The organism is Luteimicrobium xylanilyticum, assembly GCF_009429125.1.
GTDB lineage: Bacteria > Actinomycetota > Actinomycetes > Actinomycetales > Cellulomonadaceae > Luteimicrobium > Luteimicrobium xylanilyticum.
This window is the reverse complement of record NZ_CP045529.1, coordinates 322,116-341,575: the sequence shown is the minus strand read 5'-3', so window position 1 is coordinate 341,575 and position 19,460 is coordinate 322,116. Positions and strand designations below refer to the sequence as shown.

The 19,460-nt window shown below is 72.5% G+C and carries 15 protein-coding genes; 9 read left to right on the top strand and 6 right to left on the bottom strand.

Annotated elements, in window-relative coordinates; translation table 11 throughout:
• The first annotated feature begins 21 nt into the window (after positions 1-21).
• From KDY119_RS01490 to KDY119_RS01480, 3 genes are read left to right on the top strand one after another with little or no spacing between them, the layout of a single operon-like run.
• Positions 22-1,437 carry an MDR family MFS transporter gene (locus tag KDY119_RS01490; RefSeq protein ID WP_083891229.1) on the top strand — a complete coding sequence of 472 codons (1,416 nt, stop codon included), beginning with the start codon at positions 22-24 and terminating at the stop codon, positions 1,435-1,437.
• 10 nt (positions 1,438-1,447) lie between these two features.
• Positions 1,448-2,272, top strand: a complete 825-nt coding sequence (locus tag KDY119_RS01485) for a deoxyribonuclease IV (protein WP_036954414.1) — start codon at positions 1,448-1,450, stop codon at positions 2,270-2,272.
• The gene (locus KDY119_RS01480) at positions 2,269-2,673 is read left to right on the top strand and encodes a VOC family protein (protein ID WP_036954411.1); all 405 of its coding nucleotides are present in this window, start codon (positions 2,269-2,271) and stop codon (positions 2,671-2,673) included. The genes KDY119_RS01485 and KDY119_RS01480 overlap by 4 nt, the downstream gene beginning before the upstream one ends.
• An 81-nt stretch (positions 2,674-2,754) precedes the next feature.
• Here KDY119_RS01480 and KDY119_RS01475 read toward each other — a convergent pair whose 3' ends face one another.
• Positions 2,755-6,147, bottom strand: coding sequence for a S8 family peptidase (locus KDY119_RS01475; RefSeq protein ID WP_051136906.1), 3,393 nt, complete (start codon positions 6,145-6,147; stop codon positions 2,755-2,757).
• Between the two features lie 331 nt (positions 6,148-6,478).
• On the opposite strand from KDY119_RS01475, the gene KDY119_RS01470 reads away from it, so the two are divergent.
• Positions 6,479-7,588, top strand: a complete 1,110-nt coding sequence (locus KDY119_RS01470) for a branched-chain amino acid aminotransferase (RefSeq protein ID WP_153021836.1) — start codon at positions 6,479-6,481, stop codon at positions 7,586-7,588.
• Between the two features lie 93 nt (positions 7,589-7,681).
• Positions 7,682-8,440 carry a lytic polysaccharide monooxygenase gene (locus KDY119_RS19320; protein WP_036954409.1) on the top strand — a complete coding sequence of 253 codons (759 nt, stop codon included), beginning with the start codon at positions 7,682-7,684 and terminating at the stop codon, positions 8,438-8,440.
• 86 nt (positions 8,441-8,526) lie between these two features.
• Here KDY119_RS19320 and KDY119_RS01460 read toward each other — a convergent pair whose 3' ends face one another.
• From KDY119_RS01460 to KDY119_RS01440, 5 genes are all read right to left on the bottom strand, one after another.
• Positions 8,527-8,880, bottom strand: a complete 354-nt coding sequence (locus KDY119_RS01460) for an RNA-binding S4 domain-containing protein (protein ID WP_036944467.1) — start codon at positions 8,878-8,880, stop codon at positions 8,527-8,529.
• Positions 8,881-9,026: 146 nt separating this feature from the next.
• Positions 9,027-10,058, bottom strand: coding sequence for a LacI family DNA-binding transcriptional regulator (locus tag KDY119_RS01455; protein WP_153021835.1), 1,032 nt, complete (start codon positions 10,056-10,058; stop codon positions 9,027-9,029).
• 4 nt (positions 10,059-10,062) lie between these two features.
• Positions 10,063-10,971 carry a carbohydrate ABC transporter permease gene (locus KDY119_RS01450; RefSeq protein ID WP_153021834.1) on the bottom strand — a complete coding sequence of 303 codons (909 nt, stop codon included), beginning with the start codon at positions 10,969-10,971 and terminating at the stop codon, positions 10,063-10,065.
• A gap of 1 nt (position 10,972) precedes the next feature.
• Complete coding sequence (locus KDY119_RS01445) at positions 10,973-11,947, bottom strand: carbohydrate ABC transporter permease (protein WP_407657419.1); 975 nt, start codon at positions 11,945-11,947, stop codon at positions 10,973-10,975.
• Positions 11,948-12,076: 129 nt separating this feature from the next.
• Complete coding sequence (locus KDY119_RS01440; RefSeq protein ID WP_036954404.1) at positions 12,077-13,426, bottom strand: ABC transporter substrate-binding protein; 1,350 nt, start codon at positions 13,424-13,426, stop codon at positions 12,077-12,079.
• 210 nt (positions 13,427-13,636) lie between these two features.
• Between KDY119_RS01440 and KDY119_RS01435 the strand changes: the two genes are divergently transcribed.
• Genes KDY119_RS01435 through KDY119_RS01420 form a run of 4 tightly spaced genes read left to right on the top strand, consistent with a single transcriptional unit; the run spans position 13,637 to position 19,429 of the window.
• A complete protein-coding gene (locus KDY119_RS01435; RefSeq protein WP_153021833.1) occupies positions 13,637-15,727 on the top strand; it encodes a beta-galactosidase in 2,091 nt (696 codons plus the stop codon).
• A 51-nt stretch (positions 15,728-15,778) separates the two neighbouring features.
• Positions 15,779-17,476 (top strand): glycoside hydrolase family 53 protein, encoded by a 1,698-nt coding sequence (locus KDY119_RS01430; RefSeq protein WP_153021832.1) that lies wholly within the window; start codon positions 15,779-15,781, stop codon positions 17,474-17,476.
• A gap of 30 nt (positions 17,477-17,506) precedes the next feature.
• Positions 17,507-18,268, top strand: a complete 762-nt coding sequence (locus tag KDY119_RS01425; protein WP_153021831.1) for a DeoR/GlpR family DNA-binding transcription regulator — start codon at positions 17,507-17,509, stop codon at positions 18,266-18,268.
• A 48-nt stretch (positions 18,269-18,316) separates the two neighbouring features.
• A complete protein-coding gene (locus KDY119_RS01420) occupies positions 18,317-19,429 on the top strand; it encodes a GNAT family N-acetyltransferase (RefSeq protein WP_036954394.1) in 1,113 nt (370 codons plus the stop codon).
• Positions 19,430-19,460 lie beyond the last annotated feature (31 nt).

The following is a 19,460-nucleotide window of genomic DNA, read 5'->3' as shown; positions in this document are numbered from 1 at the left end:
GGTCCGATCCTGCTGTCCCTCATGCTCGCGACGGCGCTCGTCGCCCTGGACTCGACCGTCATCGCGACCGCGATCCCCACGATCACCAAGGAGCTCGGCGGGTTCTCCCAGTTTCCCTGGCTGCTGTCCGTCTACCTGCTCGCGCAGGCGGCGACGACGCCGCTGTACGGGAAGGTCGCGGACGTCGTCGGACGCAAGCCCGTGATCCTGCTCGGCGTCGCCGTATTCCTCGCCGGGTCGATCCTCTGCGGGTTCGCCTGGTCGATGCCCGCGCTCATCGCGTTCCGCGCCGTCCAGGGCCTGGGCGCCGGCGCGATCCTGCCGATGTCGACGACGATCGTCGGCGACATCTACACGCTCGCCGAGCGGGCCAAGGTCCAGGGCTACGTCGCGAGCGTGTGGGGCATCTCCGCCGTCGTCGGGCCGCTCATCGGCGGGGCGTTCTCCGAGTGGGTGTCGTGGCGGTGGATCTTCTGGGTCAACATCCCGTTCTGCCTCGTCGCCGGCGGGATCCTCCTGCGCAACTTCCGGGAGAAGGTCGAGCGCACGAAGCACCGCGTCGACTACCTGGGCGCCGTCCTCGTGACCGCCGCGACGACGCTGCTCATGCTGGGTCTCCTCGAGGGCGGCGAGGGCTGGCCGTGGACCTCGCTCACGAGCGCGCTCGTCATCGGCGGCGGGCTCGTGCTCGCCGTCGCGTTCGTCCTCGTGGAGCGCCGCGCCGCCGAGCCCGTGCTGCCGCTGTGGGTGTTCGGCCGCCGGATGCTCCTCACCACGAGCGTCGTGAGCCTCGGCGTCGGGGCCGTGATGATCGGGTTCACCTCGTACATCCCCACGTTCACGCAGGTGACCCTCGGGACCGGCGCGCTCGTCGCCGGGTTCTCCGTCGCGACCATGACCGTCGGGTGGCCCGTCGCCGCCGCGCAGAGCGGCCGGCTTTACCTGCGCTACCGGTTCCGGGTCACCGCCCTCCTCGGGTCGCTGCTGGCGATCGTCGGGGTGGTGCTCGTCCTGCTGTTCCTCGGCACCGGCTCGACGCCGTGGGAGGTCGGGGCGTTCTGCCTCGTCGTGGGCGCGGGGCTCGGGCTTGCCGCCCCCACGACCGTCATCGCGGCCCAGCACACCGTGGGGTGGTCCGAGCGCGGCGTCGTCACGTCGGCGAACATGTTCTCCCGCAGCATCGGGTCCGCGCTCGGCGTCGCCGTGTACGGGGCGGTCGTCAACGCGTCCCTCGGCCGCACCGCGGCCCACCCCGCTCCGGGACCGCTCGCCGACGCCGTCCACGAGGTGTTCCTCGGGGTGCTCGTCGCGGGCGTCGTGATGCTCGTGGCGGTGCTGTTCATGCCGCGGGGCGGCGAGGGCCGGCAGTTCCCCACCGACGACGGCGGCGCCGTCGCCGAGAAGGCGGCCGAGCAGACGGTGGGTGGCGCCGCGTAGTTTGGGGCGCATGCGCATCGGAGCTCACGTCGACCAGCACGACGCCGTCGCCCAGTCCCTCGACATGGGTGCCACCCAGGCCCAGGTGTTCCTGGGCGACCCGCAGGGCTGGAAGGGCCCGCAGTTCACGTTCCCGGTGGACGGGTCCGACGACGGCGCCGCCCCCGATGAGCGCGCCGCCGCCCTCCGCGACGCGGCCAAGGCGGCGGACCTCGACCTCTACGTCCACGCGCCGTACGTCATCAACGTGGCGAGCACGAACAACCGCATCCGCATCCCGTCCCGCAAGCTCCTCCAGCAGATGGCCACGGGCGCTGCGCTGATCGGGGCGAAGGGCCTGATCGTGCACGGCGGGCACGTCGGCAAGGGCGACGCGCTCGAGGTCGGCTTCGACAACTGGCGCAAGGCGATCGAGCCGCTCGAGTCCGAGGTCCCGGTCCTGATCGAGAACACGGCGGGCGGCGACGGCGCGATGGCGCGCGGGCTCGAGCGCATCGAGCAGCTCTGGTCCGTGGTCGCCCCGGCCGCCGAGAAGGCCGGCGTGCCGCTGGGGTTCTGCCTCGACACGTGCCACGCGTGGGCGAGCGGCATCGCCCTGGAGACGGCGCCCGCGGACGTGAGCGCCGTCGTCGGGACCATCTCGCTCGTCCACGCGAACAACAGCCGGGACGCCTTCGGCTCGGGCGCCGACCGGCACGCGAGCCTCACGGACGGGCAGATCGACCCGGACGTCCTGGTCTCCCTGGTGCGGGCGGTCGGCGCGCCCGTGATCTGCGAGACGCACGCCGACGCCCCGCGCGACGTCGCGTGGCTCGAGGAGCAGGTCGCGTCGTGACCACGCTGCGCCTGCGGGAGATCGTCCTCGACTGCCCGGAGCCCCGCAACCTCGCCGAGTTCTACCGGCGGCTGCTCGACTGGCCGTACGAGCCCGGCCACGCCGAGTGGGACCCCGACGGCGACGACTGGCTCGTCCTCGTCGCGCCCGACGACGGCCCCCGACTCGCCTTCCAGCGCTCGGCCGCCTCCCCTCCCCCGTGGTCGCGGGACTCGACCATCGGCCGGGTGCACCTCGACGTCGCCGTCGAGCGCCTCGAGGACGCGCACGACGCCGCGGTCGCGGCGGGCGCACGCCCGATCAGCGGGACACCCGAGAAGGACGGCCACCCCGCCGACCGGTTCCGCGTCTACGCCGACCCGGCCGGCCACCCGTTCTGCCTGGTCCAGGACGTGCAGTGACGGCCTGAGCCCGAGCACGGCCGCGGCCCCGGCGGGAAGTCCCACCGGGGCCGCGACCGTCGTCGTCAGGGCGTCAGGACGTCAGTCCTGCGCTCCGGACCCCAGCACCCGCGGGTGAAGGCCCTTGAGGTGCGAGTACGACGGCGCGTGCTTCTTGCCGTGCGGTGCCGCCTTCGGCTTGGAAGCCTTGGCGAGGTGCACGACCTCGGCACGCTTGCCCTGCGTGCCCTGCAGGTGCAGGACGAGCGCGTCGGTGCCCTTCTTCGCGACGTCGGACCCGAGCGTGTAGACGATCGAGCTGCCGCCCTCGTCGAGGTACAGCGGCGACGAGACGACGACACCCGGGTCGGCGACGTCGAACCGGACCGCCGCGGAGTCGTCGATGTCGGCGCCCGTGTACCCGGAGTAGGTCCCCACCTGGTAGGTGATCGGGAACGACCTGTCGGTCTTCTTCACACCGATCGCCGCCGGGTCGACGGGGATCGTGAGGACGTTGTTGTCGAACACGTTGGTGTCGACGTCGCCCTCGTTGTAGTTGACCGGCGAGATGCTGACCGGCGTCGGGCTGCCGTTCGCGTCCCGGTCGTTCAGGTCGCTCACGAGCGCCTCGAGCAGGTCGGTCGAGGTGGCGTTGATGACGTCGACCTCGTAGTCGGCCTTGCCGTCGCCGTTCGTGTCGATGAGCACGTACGGGACGACCATGTTGCCGATGGTCGCCCAGTCGCCCCACGACGCGATGCCGAACGTCAGCGTGCCGTCCGCGTAACCGTGCAGGCCCTTGGTCGAGCCGGCCCCGACGTACCGCAGGTCACCGGAGGTGTCCGTGGTGTTCGTCGTGCAGCCGTCCGTCTGGGTGCCCTTGCAGACCGGCAGCTTGGGGCTCTTCGCACCGAGCTGCAGCACCGAGGTGAGCGAGTTGAACGCCGTCGAGCCCTTGCCCTGGGAGACGCCCTGGCCCTTGAGGGTCAGCGCGGTCAGGGTGTTCTTCCCGCTGCGGAACGTCTTCGCCTTGGTCGACGTCGTCGACGTCGGCTTGGCCGCTCCGTAGACGGGGACGCGCAGCGCCGTCTTGCCCGCCGGCTTGACCAGCAGGCGGCCCGACGCGTCGGCGACGTACTGCCGGGCCTCGGACGCACCCGTGTACGGGTTGGTCTGGGTCGCGGCCATGGTCGGGTCGAGCGTCTTGCGCAGCGACTTGGTGACGACCGTCATGGTGACCGTCGCGGTCTTGCTCGAGTGCGCCTTGAGGTTCATCGCCGCCGGCCTCACCGTGTAGGTGACGCCCGGCTGCTTGACGATGCCCTGGTACTTGAGCGTGACCGTCGTCGCCTTGCTCCCCGTGTTCTGGACCTTGATCGTGCGCTTGACCGTCTTCACGGCCTTCGTGATCGGCACGGCGACGACGCCGAACGACGCGGAGACCGCGCCCTTGACGTCCGTGTCGTACGCGAGGACCGAGGTGTTGACGGCGTTCAGCGCGTCGACGCGACCGGAGCCCACGCGGGCCGGCCCGTAGATGTCGCCGCTCTTGTCGTCACCCGTGTACAGGTCGTGGTCCGCCGTGTTCATGATCGCGGCCTTGAGCTGCTCCGTGCTCCAGCCCGGGTGCGCGACCTTGACGAGGGCCGAGATGCCCGCGACGTGCGGCGTGGCCATCGACGTCCCCGACTCGACGAGGACGCCGTCGCCGGTGCCCAGGCCCGCCGAGGCGACCGTGTCGCCGGGCGCCGTGACGTCCGGCTTCACGACCCCGAGCGAGCCGTGCGTGCCGCGCGAGCTGAACGAGCTGAGCGTGTCCGTGATGGACGGCGTGACGTCCTTGATGGTCGCGGCGAGCGCGCCGTCGAACGTGACGTTCAGCGTGCCCGCGTCCACGGCCGGCTGGAGCCGGTCCGTCTGCGCCTTCGGCAGCTGGATGACGGGGATCTTGTCGTTCCCGAGGATCCCGGCGCCGAACACGTCGAGCGACGACGTGAAGATCGCGCCCGTGGCGCCGGCCGCAGCCACGTTGTTCGCGCGCGCCGCCGAGCCGCACCGACGGGTCGCGTCGTTGTCGTCCCAGACCAGCCACGCGACCTTGCCCTTGACCTTGGCCGCGTCGCTCGCCGAGAGCGCGGTGCAGCCGTCCGCGTTCGTGCCCGGGATCGCGACGACGTCACCCGTGACCGGGGCCTTGTTCGCCCAGTCGTACGCGGTCGAGAACTGGCCCGCCACGGTGCCCGCGACGTCGGACGGCGCGTTCACCTTGAGACCGTCGCGGAGCTGGTAGGCGTCGACGGAGCTCGCGACGGCGAGCGACCGGACCGCGTTGCCCGGCGAGCCGCCCGTGTCGGTGAGGTCGCCGTTGTTGCCCATCGCGATGACCGGGAGGACACCGTGCGCGGCGAGCTTGTCGATGACCGCGTTCTCCGGGTCGTCCACGACGCCGTAGTCCGAGCCCAGCGACATGTTGACGATGTCGAGGTGGTCGGAGAAGTTGCCGTCGCCGTTGGGGTCGAGCGCCCAGTCGAGGGCGGGGATGACCTCGTCGGTCGACCCGTCGCAGCCGAAGACCTTGAGCGCGTACAGCGACGCCTCGGGCGCCATGCCGGGCCCGATCTTCATGTTCATGAGCTTGTCGGCGGTGAGCTTCGAGTAGTTGCCCTTGAACGTCGAGCCGTCGGCGTTCTCGCCGTACCCGGCGACCGTGCCGGACACGTGCGTGCCGTGGTCGTTGCAGCCGAGCGGGTTGCTGTCGGGGTGCGGAACCGGCTGGTAGGTCGAGGGGTCCGTCGGGTCGGCGTTGTAGTCGTCGCCCACGAAGTCGTAGCCGCCCACGACCTTCGCCGTCGGGGTCCACGGCCCGGCGCTGTTCGCGTGCGCCTTCTCCCAGGCCGCGACCGTGCCCGGACCGCCGAAGTCCGCGTGCGTGTAGTCGATGCCGGTGTCGATGACGCCGACCGTCACACCCTTGCCCGTGTTGCCGTAGTCCTGCCACGTCGCGAGGGCCTTGGTCAGGTTCGCGGTGCTCGCGTTCGAGACCTTCTTGGGCACCAGCGGCGTGATCTTCACGACGTCCGACCGCTTCGCGAGCGCCTCGATCGCCGCGCCGTCCGCGCTGACCGCGACGCCGGGGACGGCGTTGGAGACCTCGAAGAGCTTCGTGGCGTCGTCGTCGTGCGCCTTGGCCGTGCCCACCACGGACGACGCCGTCTTGGCGACCTGCGACCGCAGCGCCTTCGCGGCGGCCTTCTTCTGCGTCGTCGTGCCGCTCGTGTCCGCGGACGCGTCCGCTGCCCCGTCGCCGGAGAGCTGGACGAAGACCGAGTGGCGTCCCTTGACCGACGTCGTCAGGCTGCCCGCGAGCTTCGCGCTCGGGTCGACCTTCTGGGCCGAGACCGTGGGCGCGGGCGTCGCCGTCGGGCCGCCGTCCGACGCGGTCGCCGAGGCGGCCACGCCGATCGTGCCCACGGACGCGACGAGGGTGGCGGCCACGGCGGCCACCACCCTCGCTCCCCTGCTGTCAGTTCTGAGGTGCCGGTCCCGTCCGGCTCGACTGTTCGATGGCGTCATGCGCGAAAATCCCCTCACGTCCGGGTCCCGGGAGGCCAGGGCGTCCCGGCCCGCTTCCGGGGTCACCGGATCGGTCAGGACACCGTCGTCCACCGGACCCGACGCGGGTGGACCTGGCCGTGCTGCGTCGTCACGCTACGTCGCGTGCGACAGGCTGGGAAGAGCCTGGACAGCGCTGTCGCGAGCATGTTACTCACCCGTAACATCACCCGCACGGTGACCGGTGGAAACGGTGCGGCCGTACGATGCTGACGTGTCGCTCGACCTCGACCTCCGCCCCGCTCCGCAGCCCCTCCCCGACGCCGAGCGCGCCGCCGTCCTGGCCGATCCGGGCTTCGGCCGGTACTTCACCGACCACATGGCGACCGCCCGGTGGACGACCGACGACGGCTGGCACGACGCCGCCGTGCACCCGCTCGAACCGTTCACGCTTCACCCCGCGGCCGCCGTCCTGCACTACGGGCAGGAGATCTTCGAAGGGCTCAAGGCGTACCGCCATGCCGACGGCAGCGTGTGGCTTTTCCGGCCCGACAAGAACGCGCGCCGGTTCGCGCGCTCGGCCCGGCGGCTCGCGCTTCCCATGCTCGACGAGGACGACTTCGTCGCCGCGGTCGAGGCGGTCGTCCGGGCGGACGTCGCGTGGGTGCCGAGCGCCGCGGACGGCCAGGAGACGAGCCTCTACCTGCGCCCCTTCATGATCGCGACCGAGGCCTTCCTCGGGGTACGGCCCGCGCACGAGGCGACGTTCGGCGTCGTCGCGAGCCCCGCCGGCCCGTACTTCAGCGGCGGCGTGCAGGGCGTGAACCTCTGGGTCACCGACCGGTACGTCCGCGCGTCCCGCGGCGGCACGGGCGACGCGAAGACCGGCGGCAACTATGCGGCGAGCCTCGCCGCGCAGGCCGAGGCCCGGGACCGCGGCTGCGACCAGGTCCTCTACCTGGACGGCGAGGAGCACGCCTGGCTCGAGGAGGCCGGCACCATGAACGTCTTCCTCGTGACCGCCGACGGCGAGCTCCTCACCCCCGCGCTCGGGAGCATCCTCGAGGGCGTGACCCGAGACAGCCTGCTCGAGCTCGCCCCCGACCTCGGCCTCACGCCCGTCGAGCGGCGCATCGGGCTCGCCGAGCTCCGCGAGCGCCTCGCCGACGGCTCGGTGACCGAGGTCTTCGCCGCGGGCACCGCCGCGGTGATCACGCCGGTGGTCGGGATCCGCGGCGAGGACCGGGGGCAGGGCGCGGTCTACGAGCAGCAGGTCGGCGACGGCACACCGGGCGCCGCCTCGCTCGCCCTGCGGGCCGCGCTCCTCGACCTGCAGTACGGGCGCACACCTGACGCGCGCGGGTGGCTCCGCCGCGTCGTCTGACGGAAAACCCGTACGCGATTCGCACGATTGTGCCGGTTCTCGCGGGTCCTTAGCGTCGAGAGGTCCACTCCCTCACGCAAGGAAGCGAGAACCATGAGCCGCATCCGAGCCACTCTCGTCGCGACGGCAGCCGCCGCCGCGGCACTGCTCGCCCCCCTCGCCGCCGCACCCGCGGCGAGCGCCCACGGCTGGATCACGTCCCCGGAGAGCCGCCAGGGCTTCTGTGCCGAGGGCGCGACGTCCTTCGACTGCGGAGAGATCAAGTACGAGCCGCAGAGCGTCGAGGCCCCCAAGGGCTCCACGAAGTGCAGCGGGGGCAGCAGCTACACGATCCTCGACGACAACTCGAAGCCGTGGCCGCGCACGACCACCGGCACCACGGTCACGTTCCAGTGGAAGCTCACCGCCGCGCACTCGACCGCGTCGTGGGAGTACTTCCTCGACGGCGTGCTCTACCGGACGTTCGACGGGGGCAACAAGCAGCCGCCGTCGAACGTGTCGCAGACCATCGAGGGCCTGCCGACCGGTGACCACACCATGCTGGTCCGGTGGAACATCGCCGACACGGCGAACGCGTTCTACTCGTGCGTCGACCTGCACGTCGTCGCGGGCGGCACGGACCCCGGCGACGGGGGCACCACCACGCCCCCGGTGACCACGTCTCCCACCGACCCGACGACGCCGACGAGCCCCGGGACGTGCAGCGCCGCCGCGTGGTCGTCGTCGAGCGTCTACCTGGGCGGTGACCAGGCGTCGTACAACGGCCAGATCTACCGCGCGAACTGGTGGACGCAGGGCGACACGCCGAGCAACACCGCCTGGGGGCCCTGGACGCTCGTCGGCTCCTGCTGACCCGCCGCCCTTCCCTCCGAGCTGTCAGGAGCTCGTGAGCCTCCAGGCTCGCGAGCTCCTGGCACGTCCGGGGCCCGACGACGGCGTCAGTCGCGCCCGCGGAGACGGTCCAGCGCGCGGCGCTCGCGCTTGGTGGGGCGGCCGGTCCCGCGGTCGCGCACCCCGGCCGGCGCGACGTACTCGCGCGGCAGCGGCGCCGGCGAGCGGTCGACGTACGCCTTGACGGCCTCAGGGGCCCCGACCCGCCTGGGCAGGAGCGCCACGACGTCCACGACCCGGTCGCGGTCGGTGCGGAACTCGACGGTGTCCCCGACCTTCACCGACGACGCCGGCTTGACCCGCGACCCGTTGACCCGCACGTGCCCGGCCCGGCACCACGCCGTCGCGACCGACCGGCTCTTCGCCAGCCGGACCGCCCACAGCCACACGTCCACCCGCATCGGCCCATTGTCCAACGCCCACCACCCGCACGTGTCAGGCGCTCGCCGCTCCCCACCCCGGCCAGCGCCTGACAACTCTTGAGCACGATCGAGCTGTCAGGCGCTCGCCGCTCCCCAGCCCCGCCAGCGCCTGACAGCTCCTGCGGTCAGGTGCTCGAGCGCACCACCAGCGAGGCCGGCACCGTGACGGCGGCGGGCGCGTCGCCGTCGATCACCCCGAGCAGGAGCCGCACCATCTCCGCGCTGATCCGGTCGAACGGCTGGTGCATGGTCGTGAGCGGCGGCTCGAGGGCAGCGGCCAGGCCCGCGTCGTCGAACCCGCCGACGGCGACGTCCCCGGGCACCGAGCGGCCTGCGCCCCGCAGGGTCACGAGGGCCCCGGCCGCCATGAGGTCGGACGCCACGAACACCGCGTCGAGGTCCGGGCGACGCTCGAGCAGTTCCGCCATCGCGGCCGTCCCGCCGTCACGGGTGTAGTCGCCGTGCGCGACGAGGGTCTCGTCGTAGTCGTCGCCGAGCTCGGCCCGGTACCCGTCGAGTCGCAGCCGACCGCCCGGGGTGTCCATGGGGCCGGTGATGGTCGCGATGCGGCTCCGTCCGCGTTCGCGCAGGTGTCGCACCATGGTCCGGGCGCCCGCGAAGTCGTCGGCCGCGACGTATCCCACGGTGTGCTCGAAGCCGATCGGGATGCCGCAGGCGATCGTCGGGATGCCCTGCTCGTGCAGCGACTTCACCACCGTGCTCCCGACGTGCGACGAGATCAGCAGCACGCCGTCGACGTGGCCCGAGGCGACGTAGTCGACCACGTTGCGCTGCTCGTCGCGCGTGCCAGCGACCATGAGCAGCAGGGGCATGCGCCTCCGGGCCAGCTCGTGCGCCGTGCCGCGCAGGAGGATCGAGAAGTTGGGGTCCTCGAACAGCAGGTGCTGCGGCTCGGTGAGCAGGAACGCGATCGAGTTCGACCGCCCCGTCACGAGGCTCCGTGCGTGGTGGTTCGCCGAGTACCCGGTCGACTCGATGGCCGCCTCGACCGCGACGCGTGCCTCGGGCGAGACCCAGTGGCCGCCGTTGAGGACGCGGGAGACGGTGCCCCGGGACACGCCCGCGGCCGCCGCGACGTCCTTGATGGTCGGGCGGCGGCGGGCGCCGTTGGCGTGCGTCGCTGGGTTGTCAGTCATCCGCTCACGCCTTGACCGCCCCGGCAGCGAGGTCGACCTGCCAGAACCGCTGCAGGGTCAGGAACAGCGCGACGAGCGGCACGATGGACAGCAGCGCGCCCGTGATCACGGAGGTGTACATGGCGGGCTGGGTGGCTCCCTGGTTGAGCAGGCCGGACAGGCCGACGGTGAGCGGGAAGAGCTTGTCGTTGCCGAGCATGATGTACGGCAGCATGAAGTTGTTCCAGATCGCGACGAACTGGAACAAGAACACCGTGACCAGACCCGGGAGCATCATCGGGACCGCGAGCGAGAAGAAGATCCTGCCCTCCTTGGCCCCGTCCGTCCGGGCGGCCTCCAGCACGTCGTCGGGCACCGCGGCCGCGGCGTAGATCCGCGCCAGGTAGATCCCGTAGGGGCTGATGATACTGGGGAGCAGCACGGCCCAGTACGTGTTGGTCATGCCGACCTTGGCGAGCAGCAGGTACTGCGGGATCGCGAGGACGACGCCCGGCACCAGCACCCCCGCGAGGATCGCGTTGAAGACGGTGCTCTTGCCCCGGAAGGCGAACTTCGCGAGCCCGTACCCGGCCATCGCCGACACGAGCACCGACAGGAGCCCGCCGACCCCGGCGTAGAGGGCGGTGTTGAGCATCCAGCGCCAGAACAGCCCGTCGCGGTAGGCGGACAGGTCGGTGATGTTGCTCCACAGGTGCGTCGACGGCGCCAGCGTGAACGAGCTGAACAGCTCCGACGCGCTCTTGGTCGAGGCCATGAGCACCCACACGACCGGCAGCAGGCAGTACGCGGCGCCGACGAGCAGGACGGCGGTGCCGCCCCAGGCGCTGCGCCCGGCGGGCCGGCCCGACGCGCGGGCGGGCACGGCCCGGCCGGAGGAGGGGGTGGCGGGCGCGGAGACGGTCGTCGTCGTCATGTCACTTCTCCTGGCTGAACGCGCGGCGCTGCACGAGGCGCAGGAAGCCGAACGAGAGGACGAGGGTCGCGAGCGCGATCACCACCGACAGGGCGGCGGCGGAGTAGATGTCGTTGCGGACGAACGCGTCGCGGTAGACCGTCATGAGCGGGCTCCACGTGGACGCGATCGTGTTGGTCAGCGGCTTGAGCGTGATGGGCTCCGCGAAGACCTGCAGCGTCGCGATCATCGAGAAGATGAAGGTGAGGATCAGCGAGGGCAGGACGATCGGCACCTTGATGCGCCACGCGATCTGGCGTTCGTTGGCGCCGTCGAGCCGGGCCGCCTCGTACAGGTCGCTCGGGATGGCCTTGAGGGCCGTGTAGATCACGACCATGTTGAACCCGACGCCGCCCCAGAGGGCGATGTTGGCGATCGCGAACAGCACCCAGTCGGAGTTGAGGATGTCGGGCGAGCCCCAGCCCAGCTTCTGCGTCACCCAGACGATGGGGCTCACGCTCGGCAGGTACAGGAAGCCCCACAGGAGCGACGAGATCACCGCGGGCACCGCGTAGGGCAGGAAGATCGAGACCCGGGAGAACGACCGGGCGCGCACCCGGCGCGCGTCGAGCAGGAGCGCGAACAGCAGCGCCAGCCCGAGCATGGTCGGGACCAGGACGACCCCGTAGACGAGGACCCGCAGCACCGATCCGACGAAGTCCGGGTCCGAGAGCGCGTTCCGGTAGTTGTCGAGCCCGGCCCACACCTCGACGTGCGAGCCCTTGCCCAGGCCGAGCCCGCTGACCTGGACCTTCCGGAAGCTCAGGTAGACCGCGTAGAGGATCGGCAGCGCGAGGAACAGCACGAAGAGGACGGCGGCGGGCGCGACGAAGCCGTAGGGCGCGGCGGCGCCGGGGCGCCGGCGTGGCCGGCGGGTGGGCGACACGGTCGCCGGGGCGGCCGGGCTCGGCGCCCGGTCCGTGGTGGTCGTGGTCACGAGGAGACTCCCCTCAGGCGGGCGGCGATGCGCGCCGGGCTTGCGAACGGGCCGCGCCTGGGACCCGGGCGGACGGCTGGGACGGGTTGCGGCCGGTCCGACGACGACGCCGGACCGGCCGCGCCACGGTCACTCCTTGACGTTGTAGCCCGAGTTCTTCAGGTCGCCGAGCGTCGTGGTCTGCATGGTGGTGACGGCGTCGAGGAACGCCTGCTGCGACTTCGCCTTCGTCGCCTTGCCGAACGCGTCGTTGTACGCGGAGTAGGCGACGTCGACGTTCGGGCCGTAGGTGAAGGGGTTGACGGTCTTCGAGATCTGCGACGCCAGCGTGTAGAAGTCGGTCTGGTTCGAGAAGAACTCCGGCGGGTCCGTGAGCGCCGTCTTCTGCGACTCGAGCGACGCCGGGTAGAGGCCGCTCTTGCTGACGAGGAGCTTGGCCGCCTCGGCCGAGGTGTTGAGCCAGGTGACGAACTCGGCGGCGTACTGCGGGTACTTGGACTGCGTGGTCACCGCGGTCGCGGAGCCGCCCCAGTTCCCGGTGACGTCGTCGCCCGCGTTCCACTGCGGGAGCTTGGCCATCTTCCACTTGCCCTGGGTGTCGGCCGCGTTGCCCGACAGGACGCCGGGCGCCCAGATCGCCGAGATCCAGCCGACCTGCGTGCCGTCGTTGAGGCCCTTGTTCCACGCGGGGGTGTACATCGGCTTGTTGTCGATGACGCCGTCCTCGACGAGCTTGCCCCAGAACGACGCGACCTTCTGCGTCGCGGCGGAGTCGATGTCCACGGACCAGGCGTCGCCGTCCACGCCCCACCAGGAGGCGCCGGCCTGCTGGGTGAGCCCGGCGAACCAGCCGGCGTCGCCGGAGGAGAAGGTCCCGAGGTAGGCCGTGGGGTCCTTCTTGTGGAGCTCGGTCGCGACCTGCGCGTACTCGTCCCAGGTGGTGGGGACCTTGAGGCCGTACTTCTCGAAGATGTCCGCGCGGTAGTAGAACTCCATCGGGCCCGAGTCCTGCGGGACGCCGTAGACCGCGTCGGAGCCGAGGGTCACGGACTGCCAGGTGCCGTCCGAGAAGTCGCCCTTGACGTCGGAGCCGAGGTCGCCGGAGATGTCGGCGAGAGCGTCCGCGGCGACGAGGGTCGGGATCTTCTGGTACTCGGCCTGCATGATGTCGGGCGCGCCGGAGCCGGCCTTGATCGCGGTGAGGAGCTTGGTGACGGCGGGGTCGCCGCCGTCCTGCTTGTTGACCGTGACGTGGATGTTCGGGTGCTCGGCGTTCCAGGTCTTGACGACCTCGTCCATGCCGGGCGCCCAGGTCCAGTAGGTCAGCTCGATCTTCTGCGCCGGGTCGGTCGGCGTGGCGCCGCCCGACGGTGCGGCCTTGCCGTCACCGTCCCCCGACCCGCCCGAGGAGCAGGCGCTGGCGAGCAGCGCTGTCGCGGCGACGACGGCCGCGACCTTCAGTGACGTGTGCAGTCGCACGAGACCTCCTCATTGAAGCCCGTCGCGGGGCGACGGTCGGCTCGCCTCTCGAGCCTGTGCACGGTCACAGTAGCCGACACACACGGACGCCTGTCAATCAGGAAAGGTCACGGGTTCCCAACGATCTTTGGTTCTGTCTATGCTGTGCGCGTTCACAGTTGATCGCGACGGGCGCCCTGAGCCTCGCCGCCCACGACCCGAGGGAGCGTCATGGCCGACCACCCCGCAGCCCGCACCACCCCGTCGTCCGCAGCGCCCGGTCCCGGCGCCGACGCGGCGACCGTCAGCGTCTGGGCGCAGGGTCTCGACGGGATCGCCTACGGCGGCGACTACAACCCCGAGCAGTGGCCCGAGGACGTCTGGGCCGAGGACGTCGCCCTGATGCGCGAGGCCGGGGTCACCTTCGCGACCGTCGGCGTGTTCTCGTGGGTCCTGGTCGAGCCCGAGGAGGGCGTGTTCGACTTCGCCTGGCTCGACCGGCTCGTGGATCTCCTCCACGCCAACGGCATCCGCGTCGTCCTGGGCACCCCGACCGCCGTACCGCCCGCCTGGTTCTACCGGTCGCACCCCGACGCGCGGGTCGTCACGCGCGACGGTGTCCCCCTCGGGTTCGGCTCGCGCGGCATGGTCTCCCCGAGCGCGCCCGCCTACCGGGCTGCGGCCACCCGGGTCGCGCGTGCGCTCGCCGAGCGCTACGGGACCCACCCCGCGCTCGCGCTCTGGCACGTGCACAACGAGTACGGCGTGCCCGTCGCGGAGGACTACTCCGAGCACGCTCTGCACGCGTTCCGCGACTGGCTGCGTGCGCGCTACGGCACCCTCGACGAGCTCAACGCCCGGTGGGGCACCACGTTCTGGGGCCAGCGCTACGGCGACTGGGAGGAGGTCGGGCTGCCCGCCGCCGCGGCGAGCGTGATCAACCCCGCCGAGCGTCTCGACTTCGCACGGTTCAGCGACCACCAGCTCCGGGCGTGCTTCGTCGCCGAGCGCGACGCGATCCGGGCGCACTCCGACGTCCCCGTCACCACGAACTTCATGGCGTTCGCGTGCGAGTCGACCGACCTGTGGCAGTGGGGGCGCGAGGTCGACGTCGTCTCCAACGACCACTACCTCGACGCCGCGGACCCGCGGAACCAGGTCACGCTCGCCCAGGCCGCCGACCTCACCCGGTCGGTCGCGCAGGGCCGGCCGTGGTTCCTCATGGAGCACTCGACGTCGGCCGTGAACTGGCAGCCGCGCAACGTCGCCAAGCAGCCCGGCGAGCTGCGCCGCAACTCGCTCCAGCACATCGCGCGCGGCGCGGACGCCGTCGGGTTCTTCCAGTGGCGGGCCTCGCGGTCAGGGGCGGAGAAGTTCCACTCGGCGATGCTCCCGCACGCGGGCACGGGGTCCCGGGTGTGGCGCGAGGTCGTCGAGTTCGGCACGGACCTGGAGCGCCTGGCCGAGGTCCGGGGCTCGCGCGTCCGGAGCCGCGTCGCCGTCCTGTGGGACCAGGAGTCCGCGTGGGCACAGGGGCTGGAGTGGCGGCCCAGCGTGGACGTCGACGCCGCGGAGCGGACCGCCGCCTGGTACCGCGCCCTCTGGGACGACCACGTCACGGTGGACTTCGCCCACCCGTCGAACGACCTCGCGTCGTACGCGCTCGTCGTCGCGCCGGCGTCCTACCTGCTCACCGCCGACGACGCCGCGAACCTCACCCGGTACGTCGCGGACGGCGGCACGCTCGTCGTCTCCTACTTCTCGGGCATCGTCGACGAGCACGACGCCGTCCACGCGGGCGGCTACGGCGCGCCCCTGCGCGCCGCGCTCGGGCTCACGGTCGAGGAGTTCGCGCCGCTGCGCGCCGGCGACGCGGTCCGGGTCACGTGGGCCGACGACGGCGGCAGCCACCACGAGCTCGTCGCCGACACCTGGACGGACCATCTCGCGCTCGAGGGGGCGGACGTCGTCGCGAGCTACGCAGACGGCCCCGCAGCAGGCGGCCCGGCGGTCACCCGGCACGCTCACGGGCGCGGCCACGGCTGGTACGTGTCGACCCGCCTCGACGACGACGGGCTCCGGGCGGTCCTGTCCGCGGCCTACCGCGACGCGGGTCTCACGCCGGGCGGCGCGAACCTCGGCCGGGACGTCGAGGTCGTCGTCCGTGCCGGTGCCGAGCACGACTTCACGTTCGTGCTCAACCACGGCACCGAGCCCGCGTCCGTCCCCGTGACCGGGGACGAGCTGCTCACCGGGACACCCGTCGACGGCTGGCTCAAGGTGCCCGCCGGCGAGGTCGCCGTCGTCCGGTCGTCACACTGACCCACCCTGCCCGGCGCCCCGCCGGCAGGTCCGCTCATCAAGGAGGATGACGTGAACCCCAGCACCACCACCCGCCGACGGCGCGTCGCTGCCGCCTCGGCCGCGGTCGCGCTCGCCGCCACCGGGCTCGCCGGCGCGACCGCGCTGCCCGCGGCGGCGCACGGCCACGGCCCGGTCCCGACGCCGCAGGTCGTCAACCCCGGCTTCGAGGACGGCCTCACCGGCTGGACGGTCAGCGGGAGCCAGGGGACGTCGTCGGCGGCGAAGACCGAGGACGGCGGCCACGACGACAGCGCGAACCGGCTCACCGAGTGGTCCGCGAGCGCCTACCGCGCGACGGTCTCGCAGCGCGTGACCGGCGTGACGAAGGGCTGGTGGACGGCCAGCGCGTGGGTCCGCTCGGGCGGGGGCACCGGAGACGGGACGGCCGCCGGGACGCTCACGATCTCCGGCTGCGGCAAGGCCGCGAGCGTGTCGGTCCCCGACACCACCCAGGACGGGCGGTGGGTGCGCCTGGCCGTGTCGACGCGCGCGACGAGCGGCACGTGCACGCTCGCGATCACCACCGACGGCCCGGGCGGTGCCTGGCTGAACGCGGACGACGTGGCCCTGACGAGCGGCGTCGTCGGGCGGGCGGTGCGCGGCGGCGACCTGTCGTCGGTCGCGAAGAACGAGGACCTCGGGGCGGTCTACCGGGACGCACGGGGCCGGGTCGGTGACCCGGTGAGGATCCTCGCGGACCAGGGCATGAACCTCACGCGGGTCAAGGTGTTCGTGAACCCGGCCGACGGGTACAACGACGTGGCGCACGCGGTCGCGACCGCGAAGCGCGCGCAGCGTGCGGGCATGCGGGTGCTCGTGGACTTCCACTACTCCGACACGTGGGCCGACCCGGGTGCGCAGAAGATCCCGTCGGCGTGGTCGGGCGACACCCCGGCGCAGCTCGCGGAGGACGTGCGGGCGTTCACGACGTCGGCGATGCGGGCGTTCGTGCGGGCCGGGGTCCGTCCGGACTACGTGCAGGTCGGCAACGAGATCAACTCGGGGATGCTGTTCCCGTGGGGCCAGACGTGGGACGTCGACCCGAGCGACGGCGTCGACGGCGCCCAGTTCGACAACCTGGCGTCGTTCCTGACGGCCGGTTCCGAGGCCGTGACGGCCGTGTCGCCGAGCACGAAGGTGATCCTGCACCTGACGAACATCAACCAGGGCACCGGTGCGCTCACGTGGTGGCTCGACGAGATCACCGCGCGCGACGTGCCGTTCGACGTCATCGGGTTGTCGTACTACGGGTACTGGCACGGGAGCCTCGCCGACCTGCAGGACGCGATCTCCACCACGTCGGCGCGCTACGACCGGGACGTGCTCGTCGTCGAGACGGCGTACCCGTTCACGCTCGCCGACGACACCCCGACCTGGGAGAACACGATCGACCAGCCGTCCGAGCTGGTGTCCGGCTACCCGGCCACGCCCGCCGGTCAGGCCGCGCAGTTCCGGGCCGTGCAGGACGCCGTCGCCTCCGCTCCCGGTGGGCGCGGGCTCGGCGCCGTGTACTGGGAGCCCGCTTGGACGGACGTCGCGGGGAACGGCTGGGACCCCGCGGACCCGACCTCGGGCAACGCGTGGGAGAACCAGGCGATGTTCGACTTCGGCGGACGGCTGCTGCCCGCGGCCCGCGACTTCGCCCCGACGGCCGCCGACCGTGCCGCCGAGGCCGCGCTCGGCCTCCACGTCGCCCGGCGACGCTGACCACCACCCGGCTGCGAGACGAGGACCGCTGTGAGCCTCACGACCAGGACCCGACACGAGGCGATCCTCGGCGAGCTGGACCGCGCCGGGTCGGTGCGTGTCGCCGACCTCGCGACGAAGCTCCGCGTGTCCGTGCCCACGATCCGCCGCGACCTCGGGTCGCTCGCGGACCGCGGTCGGCTGCGCAAGGTCCACGGCGGCGCGGTCGCCGAGGCGCGACCCGTCGCCTCCGCCGCGGCTCCCGCGGCACCGGCGACCTCCTCCGTCGCGCGCGCCGCGATCGGCCTCCTCACCCCCGACGACGCGGTCGCCGTCGTCGGGGGTGGATGGGTCGTGCCGCTCGCGCAGGCGATCGTCGACGCCCCCGGACTGCGGCCCCTGACCGTGGTGACCACGTCGCTGCACGCCGCCCTGCTGCTGGGGCGGGCGGGCGACCGGACCCTCACCACCGTCCTGCCGGGCGGCGAGCAGCGCGCCGACGGGGTGCTGGCCGGCGCGGTCACCGAGGACACGCTCGCCGGGCTGCACGTCGGCACTGCCGTCGTCGAGTGCGCCGGGATCGGGTGGGACGGGCGGGTGACCGCCCGCAGCATGAGCGACGCCGCGACGTTCGACGTCGTGCGGCGCAGCGCGGCACGGACCGTCGTCGTCGTGCCCCACACCCGGGTCGGGCACCCCGGCCTCGCGCAGTGGGCGACCCTCGACGACGTCGACGTCGTCGTGACCGACGGGCCGCTCGACGGCGAGCAGCTCGCGCTCCTGCATGACCTGCGGGTCGTCGTCGCCACCTGATCGCTTAAGGCGTGGACGCCGGCGGGCGACGGCGCGCACGCTGGAGCGATGGCACCGACGCTCCGCCTCGTCACCCTCACCCCCGACGACGCGCCCGCCTCCCTGGAAGACGCGGCCGCCCGGCCGCTGCACGGGATCGCCCGGGTCGACCGGGACGTGCAGATCGAGGCCCGCGGCCACGCCGACGCCGCCGCGCCCGTCGCGCAACGCCTCAGCCAGCTCCGGCACGCCGACTACGTGCGCACCACCGCCGTCGTCGCGCTCGGACCGTCCGACGACGTCGTCGGCTTCGCGTGGGTCCGCGCGCTCCAGAAGTCGAACCCGGACGTCGTCGAGCTCGAGCTGTGCGTCCACCCGGACCACCGGCACCGGGGTGTCGGGGCGGCCCTCTGGGACGAGGCGGCCGCCGTCGTGCGGGGGCAGGGGCGGCACGTCGTGCAGGTATGGGCGGACGTCGCCGTCGAGCCGCCGGCCGGCCCGGGCACGCTGACCGCCACGTCGGGCTCGGGCCGGGTGCTCGCCGACGACGACGCCACCCGTTTCGCCCTCGCGCGCGGCTTCGCGTTCGAGCAGCTCGAGCGGATGTCGCGCCTCGACCTGCCGGTCGACCCGAGCCTCCTGCGCCGGTTTGCGGAGGCCGCCGCCGAGCACGCCGGCGACGACTACCGGATCCGGACCTGGTGCGGCGAGCTGCCCGAGGAGGTGCTCGCCGACATCGCGGCGCTCGAGAGCCGGATGGCGACGGACGCACCGTCGGGCGGCCTCGAGATCGAGGAGGATCCGTGGGACGCCGACCGGGTGCGGACGTGGCTCGCCCGGTTCGCGGAGCGCGGCCAGACGCTGCTGCTCAGCGCGGCCGAGCACGTCCCGACGGGTCGGCTCGCCGGGTACACCGCGCTCGTGCTCGCGACCGAGCCCGACGAGACGCGCCCCAGCGCCGACCAGGACACGACGATCGTCGACCCCGGGCACCGGGGCCACCGGCTCGGCATGGCGGTCAAGGTCGCGAACCTGCAGGCGCTCGCCGAGCGCCGGCCCGACGTCCGCCGCGTCGTCACGTGGAACGCGGAGGAGAACGGCCCGATGCTCGACATCAACGTCGCGCTGGGGTTCCGGCCCGACGGCGGGTTCGCGGCCTGGCAGCTCCGACTCCCGGACTGACCGTCGAGCCGAGCTGTCAGGCGCTCGGGGC

What these genes read in the sequence shown, in the direction of transcription:
- KDY119_RS01490 (WP_083891229.1), top strand. Translation starts at nt 22, where the DNA reads ATGCTCGCGACGGCGCTCGTCGCCCTGGACTCGACCGTCATCGCGACC.
- KDY119_RS01485 (WP_036954414.1), top strand. Translation starts at nt 1,448, where the DNA reads ATGCGCATCGGAGCTCACGTCGACCAGCACGACGCCGTCGCCCAGTCC.
- KDY119_RS19320 (WP_036954409.1), top strand. Translation starts at nt 7,682, where the DNA reads ATGAGCCGCATCCGAGCCACTCTCGTCGCGACGGCAGCCGCCGCCGCG.
- KDY119_RS01460 (WP_036944467.1), bottom strand. Translation starts at nt 8,880, where the DNA reads ATGCGGGTGGACGTGTGGCTGTGGGCGGTCCGGCTGGCGAAGAGCCGG.
- KDY119_RS01455 (WP_153021835.1), bottom strand. Translation starts at nt 10,058, where the DNA reads ATGACTGACAACCCAGCGACGCACGCCAACGGCGCCCGCCGCCGCCCG.
- KDY119_RS01450 (WP_153021834.1), bottom strand. Translation starts at nt 10,971, where the DNA reads ATGACGACGACGACCGTCTCCGCGCCCGCCACCCCCTCCTCCGGCCGG.
- KDY119_RS01435 (WP_153021833.1), top strand. Translation starts at nt 13,637, where the DNA reads ATGGCCGACCACCCCGCAGCCCGCACCACCCCGTCGTCCGCAGCGCCC.
- KDY119_RS01420 (WP_036954394.1), top strand. Translation starts at nt 18,317, where the DNA reads ATGGCACCGACGCTCCGCCTCGTCACCCTCACCCCCGACGACGCGCCC.